The organism is Dysosmobacter sp. Marseille-Q4140 (assembly GCA_018228705.1).
Classification (GTDB): Bacteria; Bacillota; Clostridia; order Oscillospirales; family Oscillospiraceae; genus Oscillibacter.
Window position 1 is genome coordinate 3,141,758 of the sequence record CP073694.1, and the last position, 14,279, is coordinate 3,156,036.

Here is a 14,279-nt window from a genome sequence, read left to right on the forward strand (position 1 = left end):
AACTGTGCTACAATCTTTGTTACCTGTGAAAAAGGGCTTTTTTGTTGTGCGCTTTTTTCGCTTTTCAGCCGCGGCAAGAGGCGCCTTTTCCAACGCAGGGAGGCAGTCGGTATCCCCGGCCAGCCGGGAAGGATACCAATAATAAGGAGGTGCCGTTAGATGCGCGTGAAAGTCACTTTGAGATGCAACGAGTGCAAGCAGAGAAACTACAATACCATGAAGAACAAGAAGAACACGCCGGACAAGCTGGAACTGAACAAGTATTGCCCCTTCTGCAAGAAGCACACGCTCCACAGCGAGACCAAGTGATCCCACTTACGAAAAAAGGAAAGGGCGTGTAACGTAAATGGCAGAAGAAGTCAAGAAGAAGAAGGACCGCGGCCTCTGGTTCCGCGAGATGAAAAGCGAGCTGAAGAAGGTCGTGTGGCCTACCCGCAAGACCGTGATGGCCAACACCGGCACGGTGCTGCTGTGCTCCCTGCTGATCGGCGCCTGCATCTGGATCTTCGATTTCGTGGCGGTCACCGCCGTCCAGATGATCATCAGCGTTCTGGGTTAAGGAGCGGACGGTATGTCAGACAGCGCGAAGTGGTATGTCGTTCATACCTATTCCGGCTATGAGAACGCCGTCAAGACCAGCATTGAAAAATTCGTCAACGGCCGCGGCATGGAGGATATGATCCTGCGGATCGAGATCCCCCTGGAGACGGTCACCGAGGTCACGGAGTCCGGCACCACCAAAGAGGTGGAGCGGAAGGTCTTTCCCGGCTATGTGCTGGTGAAGATGGTCATGACGGACGACACGTGGCACCTGGTGCGCAACGTCCGCGGCGTCACCGGTTTCGTGGGCTCCGCCAACAAGCCCATCCCCCTGACGGAGGAAGAGGTGCTTGCCATGGGTATGGAGAAGCACGAGATCGTGGTCAACTATAATGTGGGCGACCACGTCCGGATCGTGGACGGCCCCCTCGCCAGCTTTACCGGCGTGGTGGAGGAGATCGAGCCCGAGAAGAACCGGGTCAGCGTCATGGTCTCCATGTTCGGCCGGGAGACCCCGGTGGAGCTGGAGCTGGACCAGGTCGAGGTCCAGAGCTGACGCAAATTTTGAGCATCCCGCGCCCTACGGGGCGCCGCCGCCGGGCGGTCCCGGCAACAGTGGGAGGGGCCTCAAGCCCCGCCAAGGACGGACATCCTGTCCCACACCACATTTATAGATTTAGGAGGTGCTACTGAAGTGGCACAGAAGATTACTGGTTATGTGAAGCTGCAGATCCCCGCTGGCAAGGCGACTCCCGCGCCCCCCGTCGGTCCCGCTCTGGGCCAGCACGGCGTGAACATCGCCGCCTTCACCAAGGAGTTCAACGAGCGCACCAAGAATGAAAACGGCATGATCATCCCCGTGGTCATCACCGTGTACGCCGACCGTTCCTTCTCCTTCATCACCAAGACGCCGCCCGCCGCCGTCCTGATCAAGAAGGAGTGCAACATCGAGTCCGGCTCCGGTGTCCCCAACAAGACCAAGGTGGCCACCATCTCCAAGGCTTCCGTTCAGAAGATCGCCGAGATCAAGATGAAGGACCTGAACGCCGCCAGCCTGGAGGCTGCCATGAGCATGATCGCCGGCACCGCCCGTTCCATGGGCGTCGTGGTGGGCGACTGAGATCTGACATCAACCCAATGAGCGGCGGGTTCCAGCCGCTCCATACAGTGGGAGGAAACAATTCCGAAGAACCACTATGAGGAGGAAGTAACATTGTTTAGAGGCAAGAAATATCAGGAAAGTGCCAAGCAGATCGACAAGAACACCCTGTACGATGCTGCCGACGGCATGGCTCTCATCTGCAAGACCGCCAGCGCCAAGTTCGACGAGACCGTCGAGCTGCATGTGAAGCTGGGCGTTGACTCCCGGCACGCCGACCAGCAGGTCCGCGGCGCCATCGTGCTGCCCCACGGCACCGGCAAGAGCGTCCGCGTGCTGGTGTTCGCCAAGGGCGACAAGGCTGACGCCGCCCGTGAGGCCGGCGCCGACTACGTGGGCGATATGGACATGGTGGAGAAGATCCAGAAGGAAAACTGGTTCGACTTCGACGTGGTGGTCGCCAGCCCCGACATGATGGGCGTGGTGGGCCGTCTCGGTAAGGTCCTGGGCCCCAAGGGTCTGATGCCCTCCCCCAAGGCCGGCACCGTCACCCCCGACGTGGCCAAGGCCGTCAAGGAGGTCAAGGCCGGTAAGATCGAGTACCGCCTGGACAAGACCAACATCATCCACTGCCCCATCGGCAAGGTGTCCTTCGGCCCCGAGAAGCTGACCGACAACTACAACGCCCTCATGGGCGCTATCGTCAAGGCCAAGCCCGCCGCCGCCAAGGGCCAGTATATCCGCAGCTGCGTCGCCGCCTCCACCATGGGCCCCGGCGTGAAGATGAACACTGCGAAGCTGATCTGAGGACTCTCGGAGGGGAGCAGGCTCCCCTCCGAACCACCCCACCACCAGTGACGTCGGTCACTGGTGTGAGCGCCCCTCGGGCGCGCGGGCCGGGGTATTTTCGGCAGGCGCAGAAGGTGAATTGCCCCAACGGGGCAAGAGAGGCCCCCTCTGGAGGGTGTCCTGCCGAAAATGATTTGAATTTCTTGATTTGCCTTCGGCAAATCAACCGGTGAAAACCGTAGGTTTTCCCCTGGCCCCTTTTCCCGATTTGCGGGAACTTTTTGGGGAAAAATGATATTTGAGGGTTGACATTTGTGATGCCCTTGAATATAATATCAGATGCGTTCCAAAGACAGCAGGTGAGGGGTGACCCTCGTAAGTCCTGCCGAGGGCGGCAAACATGATTTGCTATCCGTCCTTGTGTCTTTGCGGCATAAGGACGGTTTCCTTTTTAGAACGCACCTACAATTCCTATGGAGGTGAACACAAGAATGCCCAACGCAAAGGTCTTATCCGAGAAGCAGGCCATCGTCGCCGCGCTGACCGAGAAGATCCAGAAGGCCCAGGCGGGCGTGATTGTCGACTACAAGGGTATTACCGTTGAAGAAGACACCGCGCTGCGCCGGGAGTGCCGCGAGAACGGCATCGACTACGCCGTTGTGAAGAACACGCTGCTGCGCTTCGCGTTCAACAACACCGGCCTGAGCGAGCTGGACGGTCTGCTCAACGGCACCACGTCTCTGGCCCTGTGCGACAGTGATGTCGTCTCTCCCGCCCGCGTCATGAGCAACTACGCCAAGAAGCTCAACGACAAGTTTGAGATCAAGGGCGGCTTCATGGAGGGCAAGCCCGTGGACCTGGCCACTATCCAGTCCCTGGCTTCCATTCCCGCTCTGCCCGTGCTGCAGGCTCAGTTCCTGGGCACCATGCTGGCGCCCATCACCGGCCTGGCTGTTGTCCTGAAGCAGATCGCCGAGAAGAACGGCGAGCCCGCTGCCGAGGAGGCCGCTCCCGCCGAGGAGGCTGCCCCCGCTCCCGCCGCCGAGTAATCCGGCCGGCAACATCTATTTTTAAATTTTACAATCAGGAGGCTAACTAACATGTCTGAGAAAGTTACTGCTATGATCGAAGAGATCAAGGCCCTGACCGTTCTGGAGCTGAGCGAGCTGGTGCACGCTCTGGAGGAGGAGTTCGGCGTGTCTGCCGCCGCCATGGCTGCTCCCGCCGCCGGCGCTGCCGCTCCCGCCGCTGAGGAGAAGACCTCCTTCGACGTGGTCCTGGCTGGCTTCGACGCCGCTGCCAAGATCAAGGTCATCAAGGTCGTCCGCGAGATCACCGGCCAGGGCCTGGCCGAGGCCAAGGCCACTGTCGAGGGCGCTCCCAAGACCCTGAAGGAGGGCGTGTCCAAGGACGACGCCGAGGCTCTGAAGAAGCAGCTGGAAGAGGCCGGCGCCAAGGTCGAGCTGAAGTAAGTTACTTCCATAACCTGAAAAAATTCCCTGTCCACCCGGGCAGGGAATTTTTTTGGTTCCGCGCATACTTCCGTGAGATATTTTTCCCGTTCCCTCCGTATTACAGGTGAAAAGCTTTTCAAGGAGAGACGCCCATGCTGACCGAGCAGGAATTCCACCGCGCCGCGGAGCGGTACCTGGACATGGTGTACCGCATCGCGCTGAACTATTTCCGCCACCCCCAGGACGCGGAGGACGCCGCCCAGGAGGCCATGCTGCGGCTGTGGCGGATCGACACGGCCTTTGAGGGGGAGGAGCACCTGCGCCGCTTTCTGGTGCGGGTGACGCTGAACGTGTGCCGGGACTTCTCCCGAAGCCCCTGGCGCAAGCGTACGGTGCCCCTGGAGAGCTGCCGGGAACCGGCGTTTTCCACACCGGAGCGGTCCGAGCTCTATCAGGCGGTGATGGCCCTGCCGGCCAAGTACAGGCTGCCCCTGTACCTCTACTACTTCGAGGGCTACGCCGTGGCGGAGGTGGGGGAGCTGTTGGGGCTGAATCCCTCCACCGTCCAGACCCGGCTGGCCCGGGCCCGGGCGAAGCTGAAACAGGAATTGGAGGAATGAACCATGGAACGACAGTATCGGGAGATGTTTGACGAGGTGCGCTCCTCCAGCCGCTTGCGTGAGGAGGTAACGCGGATGACGAAGATGGAACAAAGGCCCGCCCGGCGGCGCCTTCCCAAAAAGACGCTGCTGGCCGCGGCGGTGCTGGTGGTGCTGGCGGGCACGGCGGTGGCCGCCGTGGGCTTGCCGGGGACCCTGCGGGGCTGGTTCGCCCAGGAGTGGCAGGAGACCACCGGGACGGCCATGGACGCGGAGCAGCTGGCTCTGATCGACAAATTGACGCGGCCCGTGGGTGTCAGTGACACCCAGAATGGGACCACGGTGACGGTTGACTCCGTCACCGTGGGGAACAGCACGGTCTGGATGCTGCTGAAGGTCAGTGGGGAATATGCGGAGGACTCCGCCCTCCGATACCACTTTGACAGCATCGACCTGACGCTGGACCCGGACCCGGACGAAGTGGAGACCCCCGGCGGGTATGGCTTTGAATTTCCCTACGGCGGCGTCACGGAGGACGGTGCGCTGACCCTGCTGGTCCGGTACACCATTGACCTTGCGGGGCAGACCTCCCTGCTGACGCAGTCCCGGCAGGCCACGCTGCTACTGGACGACCTGGTTTGCAATGATATGACCGAGAGCGGCGACGAGGATGTGACCTTGGCGGAGGGGCATTGGACCCTGACGTTCCCCCTGGAGGCCGGGGAGCTTGGGAGCGTGTTGACCCTGGAGGAAATTTCCGTACCCGCCCAGAAGCTGGAGACCCGGGAGATCAAGAGCGTCACCCTGCGGGAGGTCGTGATCACCGCCACGGATATCTCTTACGTCCAGCCTGCGGAGGATCAGGAATGGACACCCTCCAAGTGTGCCCTGGTGCTGGAGGATGGCAGTACGGTGAATTGGTCCAGCGGTAACAGCCGCTTCCGGGATGAGGCGTATACCCAGTGGAGCAGCGTCTGGTACTGGCGGATGCCGGTGGACCTGAGCAAAGTCGCGGCCCTCCGCTTCGGGGACGTGGAGATCCCGTTGAACTGAACTTAGGCAGACAGCATAGAATCTGCAAAAAAAGGACTCTCCTGACGGAAGCCATTCCAGTCAGGAGGGGTTTCTTTGTCAGAGAGAACAGCGGGATTATCACGGAATCTTCGCCCCACAATGAGAACAGTATCGCACATAGGCCCGCCCCAGAAAATGCCCGCAGCTGGGACAGCGGCCAAAAATCACCCAGAGGGCTGCGCCCATCATAGCAAATCCGATTCCCAGATATCCCAGCCAGACTTCCTTGGTGGCAGAACAGAGCAGAAGGGAAATGCACATCAAACCGCAAAAAGCAAGCAGAAGGGCTCTGGCGGGTTTCAAGCCCATGGCAGAGCCCTCCTTCACAAGTTCGTCTGTAATTGCCTCCGGCTTATCATACGCGGTATGCGAAGTCAACGGAGCACTGCCGAGCGGTCGCGGGATGTACGCCCCGGCTTCATAAGGGCGAGGAATCTGCAAAAAATTGAGCGTCATTGAGTGACTGTCCGGGGTAAAATCCTGTCTATAAGGGTGAGAGGGAGGTGAGGCCATGGAGGACCGGGAGATCCTGGCGCTGCTTCGCCAGCGGGACCAGGGGGCCATTCCGGCGCTGGAGGAGCGCTACGGCGCCCGGCTGCGGACCCTGGCGGGGCGGCTGCTGGGCTGTCCCCAGGACGCCGAGGAGTGCGTCAGCGACACGTACCTCGCCGCCTGGAATGCCATCCCGCCGGAGGAGCCGGTGTATCTGTTCGCCTACCTGGCCGCCATCTGCCGGAACAAGGCCCTGACATACCTGGAGCGGGAGAGGGCCGCCAAGCGGCGGGGCGAGGTGGTGGCCCTGACGGAGGAGCTGGAGCAGTGCATCCCGGACCGGCAGCGGGAGCGGGAGGCGGACAGCCGGGCGCTGAGCGAGGCCCTGGGCCGCTTTCTGACGGGGCTGGGAGAGGAGAACCGGCGGTTCTTCCTGCGGCGCTATTGGTATGCCGAGAGCGTGCGAGAGGTGGCAAAGACCTGCGGCGTCAGCGAGAGCAAGGTGAAAATGTCGCTGCACCGGACCCGCAAAAAGCTGCGGGTATTTTTACAGGAGGAGGGGCTTTGGCAATGAGGGGGCAGGATTTGTACGAGGCGCTGGGCCGTGTGGACCCGGCCGTGCTGGAAGCCGCCGCGGAGCCACCCCGGCAGCGGCGGGTCTGGAGACGGCCAGCGGTGATCGCCGCCTGCGCGGCGCTGCTGCTGGCGGGCACGGCGGTGGCGGTGTTCTGCGGGGTGGAGATCCGGATGCTGGATGCGGCGGACCCGGAGACCTATGTGATGTCCCGCGGGAAGATGGCGGCAGGAGCGGACGCGGTCTTTCAGGTGGCGGGGCAGGTGGAGGACACGCCGGTAGAGGCGTTTTCCGACCAGCTGCTGGAGGATACCGCTGCTGTGGCAAAGGACCCTTACCGCCGGTATCACACCTTTGACTCCTGGGAAGAGGCTGTAGACTATGTGGGCGTGGAGGTATCCGGCCCGGCCGGTCAGACCGATGTGACGCTGACCCTGGAGAACGGCCGGCTGGCGGAAGTGAGCCTGAGCGCCGGCGGCAGATCCGCGGGGTTTGACGTGGAAGAAGGTCTGACGGTCTCCTATCAAGCCTCCCTCTATACGGAGCACTGCACAGAGGACCGGGGCGACCGCTACTTCTTCCGTGACCTAGCGGGAGGCGAGTTGAAGTACGCTGCGGTTTCCCTGAACAGCGGAGAGACAGCGCAGACCGTTTGCCATGAATGGGAGGGCTACGGCGGCATGGTCTGCGGTTTTCTCGCCAGAGGGCAGGCGCTCTACTCCGTCAATGTCCTCCACCTGCCGGGGCAGGCGGAGCTGGCCAGGGAGACGCTGGTGACGGCCCTCAACGGCATCTGATCCACGCAAAAAAAGAGACGGCAGCGCCGTCTCTTTTTTCTCTGTATGTACGCCTCACATGACCATGCACAAAAAGATGGGCAGGATGCAGGCGGGTACCAGGTTCATGACCTTGATCTTGGTGATGCCCAGCATATTCAGCGCCAGGGCGATGATCAGCAATGAGCCCACACAGGTCATCTCCGCGATCACCGCCTCCCCCAGGAAGGGGGAGATGAAGGAGGCCATCAGGGCGATGGCGCCCTGGTACAGGAACACCGCCGCGGCGGAGAAGGCCACACCAATCCCCAGGGAGCAGGCGAACACCACGGCGCTGATGCCGTCCAGCAGGGATTTGGCAAAGAGGGTGGTGTGATCCCCGGTCAGGCCGTCCTGGAGGGAGCCCACGATGGCCATGGCCCCCACACAGAACAGGAGGCTGGCGGTGACGAAGCCCTCGGACACGGAGGCGCCGCCGTCCTGCTGGATCAGGTTCTCCGTCTTTTTCTGCACGAGGTCGCCCAGGGTGTGCATCCGCCGGTCCAGGTCCAGCAGTTCGCCGATCACGGCGCCCAGGACCATGGAGAGGATGGCCGCCAGGGTGTTTTCCCCGGCCAGACACCCGTCGATGCCGATGTACAGCACGCACAGGGCCACGCCCTTCATAATGATGTCCTGGAGCCGCAGCCCCAGGTTGTTGGCCCCAATCAGAGAGCCGGAAAATTTGCCCGCCAGCCATTTGATGAGCAGGCCCGCGGCAGAACCGGACAGAATGGCCAGGGCGTTGACGATGGTACCAGTCAGCATAGTCGATCTTCTCTTTCTTGTTGGATCAGGTCCCGGACCACGGCGCTGCCCAGCAGCAGCCCGGCGGCAGCGGGGACCCAGGGGTTGCTGGCGGGAACGCTGCGCCGCCCCGGCGGAGGTGCCTCCGGCTGGGAGACGGGAGACAGGGGTTCCTCCGGGCTGAACACCACCCGCTGGTGTTCAATCCCACGGCGGCGCAGCTCCTTGCGCATGACCCGGGCCAGGGGGCAGCCGTAGGTCTCGGCGATGTCCGCCAGACGCAGCTGGGCCGGGTCCAGCTTGTTGCCGGTGCCCAGGGCCATGATGAGGGGGATGCTCAGCCGCCGGGCGGTCTCTGCCAGATCCAGCTTACAGCTGACCAGGTCGATGGCGTCCACGATGTAGTCGTACCGGCAGCCCTCCGGAAAGAAGCGGTCCCGGTGGGCCGCATCGTAGAGCCCGTGGACCGCGTGGAGCTTCAGAGCGGGGTTGATGTCCAGCAGCCGCCGTCCCACCGCCTCCGCCTTGGACTGGCCCAGGGTGGAATGGAGAGCCTCCAGCTGCCGGTTCAGGTTGGTCAGGGCCACGGTGTCGCTGTCCACGATGGTCAGCTCCCCGATGCCGGAGCGGGCCAGGCACTCGGCGGCGTAGCTGCCCACGCCGCCCAGGCCGAAGAGGATCACGTGGGCGGCGGCCAGCCGCGCCTGAGCCTCCTGGCCCCATATCATTTCATTGCGCAGAAAGGGGTGTTCCACGGTCATACCTCCCAGAGTTCGGCCCTGTGAGAAGGGCAAAAGCGCGGCCGGCTTTGAAACACTTCAAAGCCGGCCGCGGGTCGTCATCTGTCTGATCCCGGTGGACCGGAGGCTCAGCCCACGTAGCTGATGCCGGAGCCCTGCTCCACAGTCAGCTCACCGGTCTTTTCCTCGTACCACTGGTTCACGGCGTCCGTGCGCAGGTTGTTCCGGACCTGGACCTGCCAGTAGGGAGTGTCATAGCCCACGAAGTACATGACATGGGCGCCGTAGGTGGTTTCCACCACGCCGGTGTCGCCGGCCTGACGGGCGGGATCGAAGCACCAGTCCTCAAATTCGGCCACCATCTGGCCCTTGTAGACCTCGGTGTACAGGCCGCCCTCGGAGGCGGAGCCGTCGGAGGAGTTGGTCTTGGCCAGCTCAGCGAAGGAGTCCTCGGTGGCCTCGCCGGCCTTCCACTCCTCCAGCAGGGCCTCGGCCTTCTCCAGAGCCTCGGCCTTCTTGGCGGCCACATCGTCCTCGTAACCCTCGTCGTCGCTGGAGAGCTCGCTGGCCTCGGGCTGGATCAGGATGTGGCGCACATCCACGGTGTCGTAGTCATTACGGGACTTGCTCTCAAACACCGCCACATAGTAGGCGGAACCGGACTCGTCCTCCAGCACGGCGGAGTCGCCGGCCTCGCGGGCGTCGTCAAAGAGCCAGTCGTTCAGGGTGGAGCTGGCATAGGTGGCGCTGTCAGTGTCGGTATAGGTGGCGCTGCCCTCGCTGGCGTCCGCCAGCTCCTGCAGGTCGCCGCCAGCCTGCCAGTCAGCATAGATCTGATCGGCAATCTCCTTGGCGGTAGCCATGGCCTCGGCGGACATCTCCTCAGTGACCTCGATCTCGTTGCCCTCGTCGTCGGTGGTGGCAGCGGCGCCGCTGACGCGGACATACTGGGCGGAAACCAGATCGTAGCTGTTGCGGTCGGCCTCATAGGCCTCCTCCAGCTCGTCCTCGGTATAGGTCAGGGAGTTCTGATAGTCGGTGATATAGCTGCTGACCAGGATGGAGCGCTTGGTCTGCTCCTCATAGACGCTCTTGGTCATGGTGCTGCCGAAGATCATGCTGAGATACTGCTTTTCGGTATAGCCGTAGGTGGCGGCATTGGAGGACAGAGCCTCCATGGACTCATCCAGGCTGGCCTGCATCTCATCGGTCCAGGTGTAGCCGTCGGCCTCGGCGGCAGCCTCCAGAGCCTGGGTGTCGGCCATCTGGTCCAGGGCCTGGTCCAGGAAGTAGTCGTGCCAGGTGGTGCCCTCCTCAGCGCCGGTGAACATGGTGCCCATGGAGGACACGGTCTGGTCCTTCAAGGAGGTGGTGGTGTCGATGCCGATATAGCTGAGATAGCTGTAATTGTTCTGGAGGAAGGTCTGGTAGAGGTTCTGGTAGTAGTAGTTCACCTCAGCGGCGGTGTACTTCTCTCCGTCGATGGTGACGGCGGTGGCAGTCCGCTGGATGATGTTGGACTTCCAGACGATAGCGGCCGCGGCCACCAGCAGGAAGATCACAAAAATGGTGCCGTAGAGGAGGTTGTTGCGCTTTTCTTCCTTGCGCTGCTTGGCCTCCCGGGCGGTCTTGGGATCGACCCAGCCGGAGCCGGCCTGATCCTGACGGTTCTTCTTTTCTCTCGATGCGCTCATTTGTGTTCAGTCCTCTCAAGTTTTCAAGTGCACGGTGCGCCGCCGCGAAGGGCGGCGTGGATCCGGAAATTACGCACTTGCACATTATACCGGATATGGCGCCATTGTGCAAGTGGAAAATGTGGATTCCCGGCGGAAAGCCGAGGAAATATGGGGCGGAAGCAGGGGGAGCGGAGGAAAAATGACAAAAAAATGAAGCAGCGTTGCTGCTTCGCATAAAGACACCCCGCGGCGGCCGTGTAGGGCTCGTTATAACCTGCACCTTCACGGCCAGGTGGGTTGCCTCCAGCGCGCTTTATCGCTTCCAACTTCCAGCCGCAGACGGCAGCCGGGAGGCCTGCGAACCACGAACTGATCTGGCATCCCTTATAACGAAATGTGGGTTAAAAAAAGACCTATCACGCACCCCGCAGGGTATCATACAACAAAAAACGATCCTCCGCTCAGGAGGGGTCCTCCTCCTCGTCGGCAAACAGCTGCTCCATAAACAGCTCGTAGACCGTGTCGATCTCCTCGTCGCTGTCCAGTGTGGAGAACAGGTCCTCCCCGTCTTCGTGGATCACCTTCAGGATCACCAGGCCGTTGTCCGGGTCGTCCTCATTCTCGCCCTCGGTCTCGGCGGGGAAAAAGGCCTGGTAGGTCTGGCCGTTGTGCTCCAGGGTATCCACAAACTCCAGCACCAGCTCTTTCCCATCCTCGTCGGTAACGGTGATGAACGTGGGGCCGAACTCTTCGCTCATGGTCGGTCCTCCTTCTCTTCTTGGGTATTGTCATTTTACACGAGTTCGCACCGGATTGCAAGGGGGGGAACTTTGGAAAATGACGAAAAGATGCATGGATCAGCAGGAATTTTCCAGGCCAAAAAGAAAAAAATTGCAGGGAGTGGGAACTTTTTACCGATAAAAAGCGACTTTTTCAGTGTTGACACGCAGTGGTACAATAGTAAGTATTATGGCGAGTTGTGAGCCTATGCGGCCGCCGGAGCGGCGGTGCGGCAGACCGCTTTTTCGCAAACATCACACGAAAGAAGGAGGTGCCCGCCATGGAACACGGCAGACGGGAGGAAGCGCCCAAAACGCCGCCCCGCCGGGAGCCCAAGCCCAAGCGGCGCGGCGGCGCGGGAAGAATCGTCAAGCGGTTCTTGTTCGTCCTGATGACGCTGGTGCTGATCGGCGTGTGCACGTCGGCCATGATGGCCTGGATTTTTATGAAGTACGCGGAGACTACGCTGACTCCGGTGCTCCAGGTGAACGCCGACGATTACACCATGAATTACAGCTCCTTTATCTATTATCAGGATAAGGCGAGCGGGGAGTGGGTGGAGTATCAGACCATCCACGGCACGGAAAACCGCATCTGGGTGGACATCGAGGACATGCCGGACGCTTTGTGGCAGGCGGCGGTGGCCATTGAGGATCAGCGCTTTTTCGAGCACAACGGCGTGGACTGGAAACGGACCCTGGGTGCCGCGGTGAACCTGGTGACCGACACGAAGGATACCTTCGGCGGTTCCACCATCACCCAGCAGGTGCTCAAAAACATGACCAAGGACAACGACGGCACCGTCAACCGGAAGGTCCGGGAGATCTTCCGCGCTCTGGAGTTTGAGAAGAATTATACCAAGTGGGATATTTTGGAGCTCTATCTCAACTTCATCTACCTGGGTCAGGGCTGTTACGGCGTCCAGACCGCCGCGCAGTTCTACTTCGGCAAGGATGTCAGCGAGCTGGACGTGGCGGAGTGCGCCAGCCTTATTGCCATCACCAACAACCCCTCCATGTACGGCCCCATGTACGACATCACCATCACCCGGGAGGATGGAACTACCACCACGCCCCGGGAACTGAACAAGGAGCGCCAGGAGAACATTCTCAACAAGATGGCGGAGGTCAAGGGCCCCGCTACCATGAAGGATGACCTGAGCGACCCGGAGAGCTGGAGCACCTATCTGACCGAGGAGCAGGCGCAGGCCGCCAAGGATGAGGTCCTCCAGTTCACCGACGGCTCCACCTCCGCCGACGACGTGGTGGCGGAGGCCACCGGAGAGAGCATGTATAACTCCTGGTTCGTGGATCAGGTGATCCGGGACGTGACGGCGGACCTGGTGGAGGAGAAGGGCATTTCCACCAAGGAGGCGGAGACGCTCCTCTACAACGGCGGCTATCACATCTACACCACGCTGGACCCGGAGATCCAGTCCATCGCTGAGTCGGTCTATGAGGATCGGGGGAGTCTGAACAATCTGACCTCCGCCTCCGGCCAGCTGATCCACTCCGGCATCACCATCATCGACCCCTATGCCGGCAATATCGTGGCCATGGTGGGCGATATGGGTCCAAAGGAGGGCAACCTCCTGTGGAACTACGCCACGGATATCCAGCAGCCCGGCTCTTCCATCAAGCCCCTGACGGCCTATGCCCCGGCGCTGGACTCCGGTGCCATCAATCCCGGCACCACCTTTGACAACTATCCTGTCCAGCTGATGAACGGGTCTCCCTGGCCCAAGAACTCGCCCAACACTTACACCGGCTGGACCAGCGTCAGCATGGGTATCCAGAAATCCATCAACACCATCGCGGTCCAGGCGCTCCAGAAGGGCGGCGTCACCAACGCCTACGCCTTTGCCACGGAGAAGCTGGGGCTGAGTCTGTCGCCCGAGGATATGGATGTGAGTCCTCTGGGCCTGGGCGGATTGACCTACGGCCTTTCCACCGTGGAGATGGCGGCGGCCTACGCCTCCTTCGCCAACAGCGGCATTTACAACGAGCCCAAGACCTATCTCAAGGTACTGGGTGAGGACAACTCCACAGTGATCCTGGAGAACACCGGTGAACAGCACGTGGCTATGAAGGAGTCCACGGCGTACCTCATGACCACCATGCTGCAAAAGGCCGTCAGCAACGGCACCGGCGGTGCCGCCCGCTTCAACGGCATGAGCATCGCCGGCAAGACCGGTACCACCAACGACAACTTCGACCGCTACTTCGTGGGCTACACGCCCTACTATGTGGCGGCGGTCTGGGTCGGCTACAAGGAGAACGAGCGCATCAGCTACTCTGTGAACCCGGCGGCGTCGCTGTGGAAGCAGGTGATGCAGCAGGTCCACGCCGATTTGGAGAATAAGTCCTTTGCCAAGCCCTCTACCGGCCTGACCACGGTCACCATCTGTGCCGACAGCGGCCTGCTCTGTACCGACGCCTGCCACGCCGATTCCCGGGGTGACCGGGCCGTTCAGGTGACGGTGGCTACCGGGACAGAGCCAAAAGAGGAGTGCACGCTCCACAAACTGGTGAACATCTGCACCGAGGGCAACTGCCTGGCCGGTGAATTCTGCCCGGAGACCTCTGTGGTGCAGAAGGGCTATCTGGACTATGTGCGGGAGGACTACGGCGAGAGCATTAAGGCCGACGACGACGCCTATCTCATCTCCTCGCTGGAAAAGGCCGCGGAAGAGAGCGGCGGATGCCCTGTCCACACCACCGCGGCGGTGGTTCCGGTGGATCCCAACGTCCCGGTGGACCCCAATGACCCCGACGCGCCCTTTATCGACGACGACCCCAACAATCCGGCCAATCAGACGCCGGAGAGCGGAGACGGCACCGGCGGGAGCCAGGAAGAGTGGTGGGCCAACATCATCGGCCCCGCTCCCACCAACTGAATCC

General features: G+C 61.5%; 18 protein-coding genes, 1 other RNA gene and 1 other annotated feature. Of the genes, 13 read left to right on the top strand and 6 right to left on the bottom strand.

Features of this window, described 5'->3' with window-relative positions; translation table 11 throughout:
* The first annotated feature begins 159 nt into the window (after positions 1 to 159).
* The 9 genes from rpmG (at position 160) to KFE19_15825 (ending at position 5,534) form a co-directional block, all read left to right on the top strand.
* Positions 160 to 309 (top strand): 50S ribosomal protein L33, encoded by a 150-nt coding sequence (rpmG, locus tag KFE19_15785; GenBank protein QUO37790.1) that lies wholly within the window; start codon positions 160 to 162, stop codon positions 307 to 309.
* 37 nt (positions 310 to 346) lie between these two features.
* Complete coding sequence (gene secE, locus KFE19_15790) at positions 347 to 559, top strand: preprotein translocase subunit SecE (protein QUO37791.1); 213 nt, start codon at positions 347 to 349, stop codon at positions 557 to 559.
* A 12-nt stretch (positions 560 to 571) separates the two neighbouring features.
* On the top strand, positions 572 to 1,096 hold the full coding sequence (gene nusG / locus KFE19_15795) for a transcription termination/antitermination protein NusG (protein QUO37792.1): 525 nt from the start codon (positions 572 to 574) through the stop codon (positions 1,094 to 1,096).
* Positions 1,097 to 1,234: 138 nt separating this feature from the next.
* On the top strand, positions 1,235 to 1,660 hold the full coding sequence (rplK, locus tag KFE19_15800) for a 50S ribosomal protein L11 (GenBank protein QUO37793.1): 426 nt from the start codon (positions 1,235 to 1,237) through the stop codon (positions 1,658 to 1,660).
* A gap of 93 nt (positions 1,661 to 1,753) precedes the next feature.
* Positions 1,754 to 2,446 carry a 50S ribosomal protein L1 gene (gene rplA, locus KFE19_15805; protein ID QUO37794.1) on the top strand — a complete coding sequence of 231 codons (693 nt, stop codon included), beginning with the start codon at positions 1,754 to 1,756 and terminating at the stop codon, positions 2,444 to 2,446.
* A 310-nt stretch (positions 2,447 to 2,756) separates the two neighbouring features.
* Positions 2,757 to 2,886: a sequence feature (ribosomal protein L10 leader region), on the top strand.
* A gap of 33 nt (positions 2,887 to 2,919) precedes the next feature.
* On the top strand, positions 2,920 to 3,477 hold the full coding sequence (gene rplJ / locus KFE19_15810) for a 50S ribosomal protein L10 (GenBank protein QUO37795.1): 558 nt from the start codon (positions 2,920 to 2,922) through the stop codon (positions 3,475 to 3,477).
* Between the two features lie 51 nt (positions 3,478 to 3,528).
* Positions 3,529 to 3,900, top strand: coding sequence for a 50S ribosomal protein L7/L12 (gene rplL, locus KFE19_15815; protein QUO37796.1), 372 nt, complete (start codon positions 3,529 to 3,531; stop codon positions 3,898 to 3,900).
* 137 nt (positions 3,901 to 4,037) lie between these two features.
* Positions 4,038 to 4,502, top strand: coding sequence for a sigma-70 family RNA polymerase sigma factor (locus KFE19_15820; protein QUO39659.1), 465 nt, complete (start codon positions 4,038 to 4,040; stop codon positions 4,500 to 4,502).
* A 3-nt stretch (positions 4,503 to 4,505) separates the two neighbouring features.
* Positions 4,506 to 5,534 (top strand): DUF4179 domain-containing protein, encoded by a 1,029-nt coding sequence (locus KFE19_15825; GenBank protein ID QUO37797.1) that lies wholly within the window; start codon positions 4,506 to 4,508, stop codon positions 5,532 to 5,534.
* Between the two features lie 99 nt (positions 5,535 to 5,633).
* Here the strand turns inward: KFE19_15825 and KFE19_15830 are convergent, their stop codons facing one another.
* The gene (locus KFE19_15830; GenBank protein QUO37798.1) at positions 5,634 to 6,011 is read right to left on the bottom strand and encodes a hypothetical protein; all 378 of its coding nucleotides are present in this window, start codon (positions 6,009 to 6,011) and stop codon (positions 5,634 to 5,636) included.
* A gap of 55 nt (positions 6,012 to 6,066) precedes the next feature.
* Between KFE19_15830 and KFE19_15835 the strand changes: the two genes are divergently transcribed.
* Entirely contained in the window at positions 6,067 to 6,621 is a 555-nt protein-coding gene (locus KFE19_15835; GenBank protein ID QUO37799.1) for an RNA polymerase sigma factor, read from the top strand.
* Positions 6,612 to 7,418, top strand: a complete 807-nt coding sequence (locus tag KFE19_15840; GenBank protein ID QUO37800.1) for a hypothetical protein — start codon at positions 6,612 to 6,614, stop codon at positions 7,416 to 7,418. Before KFE19_15835 ends, KFE19_15840 begins: the two co-directional genes overlap by 10 nt.
* A 54-nt stretch (positions 7,419 to 7,472) precedes the next feature.
* Here KFE19_15840 and KFE19_15845 read toward each other — a convergent pair whose 3' ends face one another.
* The 5 genes from KFE19_15845 to KFE19_15865 form a co-directional block, all read right to left on the bottom strand.
* Complete coding sequence (locus KFE19_15845) at positions 7,473 to 8,201, bottom strand: DUF554 domain-containing protein (GenBank protein QUO39660.1); 729 nt, start codon at positions 8,199 to 8,201, stop codon at positions 7,473 to 7,475.
* Positions 8,198 to 8,938 carry a tRNA threonylcarbamoyladenosine dehydratase gene (locus KFE19_15850; GenBank protein QUO37801.1) on the bottom strand — a complete coding sequence of 247 codons (741 nt, stop codon included), beginning with the start codon at positions 8,936 to 8,938 and terminating at the stop codon, positions 8,198 to 8,200. Before KFE19_15850 ends, KFE19_15845 begins: the two co-directional genes overlap by 4 nt.
* A gap of 113 nt (positions 8,939 to 9,051) precedes the next feature.
* On the bottom strand, positions 9,052 to 10,617 hold the full coding sequence (locus tag KFE19_15855; GenBank protein QUO37802.1) for a peptidylprolyl isomerase: 1,566 nt from the start codon (positions 10,615 to 10,617) through the stop codon (positions 9,052 to 9,054).
* A 219-nt stretch (positions 10,618 to 10,836) separates the two neighbouring features.
* Positions 10,837 to 11,036, bottom strand: a non-coding RNA gene (gene ssrS, locus KFE19_15860) — 6S RNA.
* Between the two features lie 24 nt (positions 11,037 to 11,060).
* Positions 11,061 to 11,357 (bottom strand): DUF1292 domain-containing protein, encoded by a 297-nt coding sequence (locus KFE19_15865; GenBank protein ID QUO37803.1) that lies wholly within the window; start codon positions 11,355 to 11,357, stop codon positions 11,061 to 11,063.
* A 72-nt stretch (positions 11,358 to 11,429) separates the two neighbouring features.
* Between KFE19_15865 and KFE19_15870 the strand changes: the two genes are divergently transcribed.
* On the top strand, positions 11,430 to 11,582 hold the full coding sequence (locus tag KFE19_15870; protein ID QUO37804.1) for a hypothetical protein: 153 nt from the start codon (positions 11,430 to 11,432) through the stop codon (positions 11,580 to 11,582).
* Positions 11,583 to 11,659: 77 nt separating this feature from the next.
* Positions 11,660 to 14,275, top strand: coding sequence for a transglycosylase domain-containing protein (locus KFE19_15875; GenBank protein QUO37805.1), 2,616 nt, complete (start codon positions 11,660 to 11,662; stop codon positions 14,273 to 14,275).
* Positions 14,276 to 14,279 lie beyond the last annotated feature (4 nt).

Coding starts and splice junctions, on each gene's coding strand:
- rpmG (QUO37790.1), top strand. CDS start 160: ATGCGCGTGAAAGTCACTTTGAGATGCAACGAGTGCAAGCAGAGAAAC.
- rplJ (QUO37795.1), top strand. CDS start 2,920: ATGCCCAACGCAAAGGTCTTATCCGAGAAGCAGGCCATCGTCGCCGCG.
- KFE19_15835 (QUO37799.1), top strand. CDS start 6,067: ATGGAGGACCGGGAGATCCTGGCGCTGCTTCGCCAGCGGGACCAGGGG.
- KFE19_15855 (QUO37802.1), bottom strand. CDS start 10,617: ATGAGCGCATCGAGAGAAAAGAAGAACCGTCAGGATCAGGCCGGCTCC.
- rplL (QUO37796.1), top strand. CDS start 3,529: ATGTCTGAGAAAGTTACTGCTATGATCGAAGAGATCAAGGCCCTGACC.
- nusG (QUO37792.1), top strand. CDS start 572: ATGTCAGACAGCGCGAAGTGGTATGTCGTTCATACCTATTCCGGCTAT.
- KFE19_15825 (QUO37797.1), top strand. CDS start 4,506: ATGGAACGACAGTATCGGGAGATGTTTGACGAGGTGCGCTCCTCCAGC.
- KFE19_15875 (QUO37805.1), top strand. CDS start 11,660: ATGGAACACGGCAGACGGGAGGAAGCGCCCAAAACGCCGCCCCGCCGG.
- KFE19_15830 (QUO37798.1), bottom strand. CDS start 6,011: ATGACGCTCAATTTTTTGCAGATTCCTCGCCCTTATGAAGCCGGGGCG.
- KFE19_15865 (QUO37803.1), bottom strand. CDS start 11,357: ATGAGCGAAGAGTTCGGCCCCACGTTCATCACCGTTACCGACGAGGAT.
- secE (QUO37791.1), top strand. CDS start 347: ATGGCAGAAGAAGTCAAGAAGAAGAAGGACCGCGGCCTCTGGTTCCGC.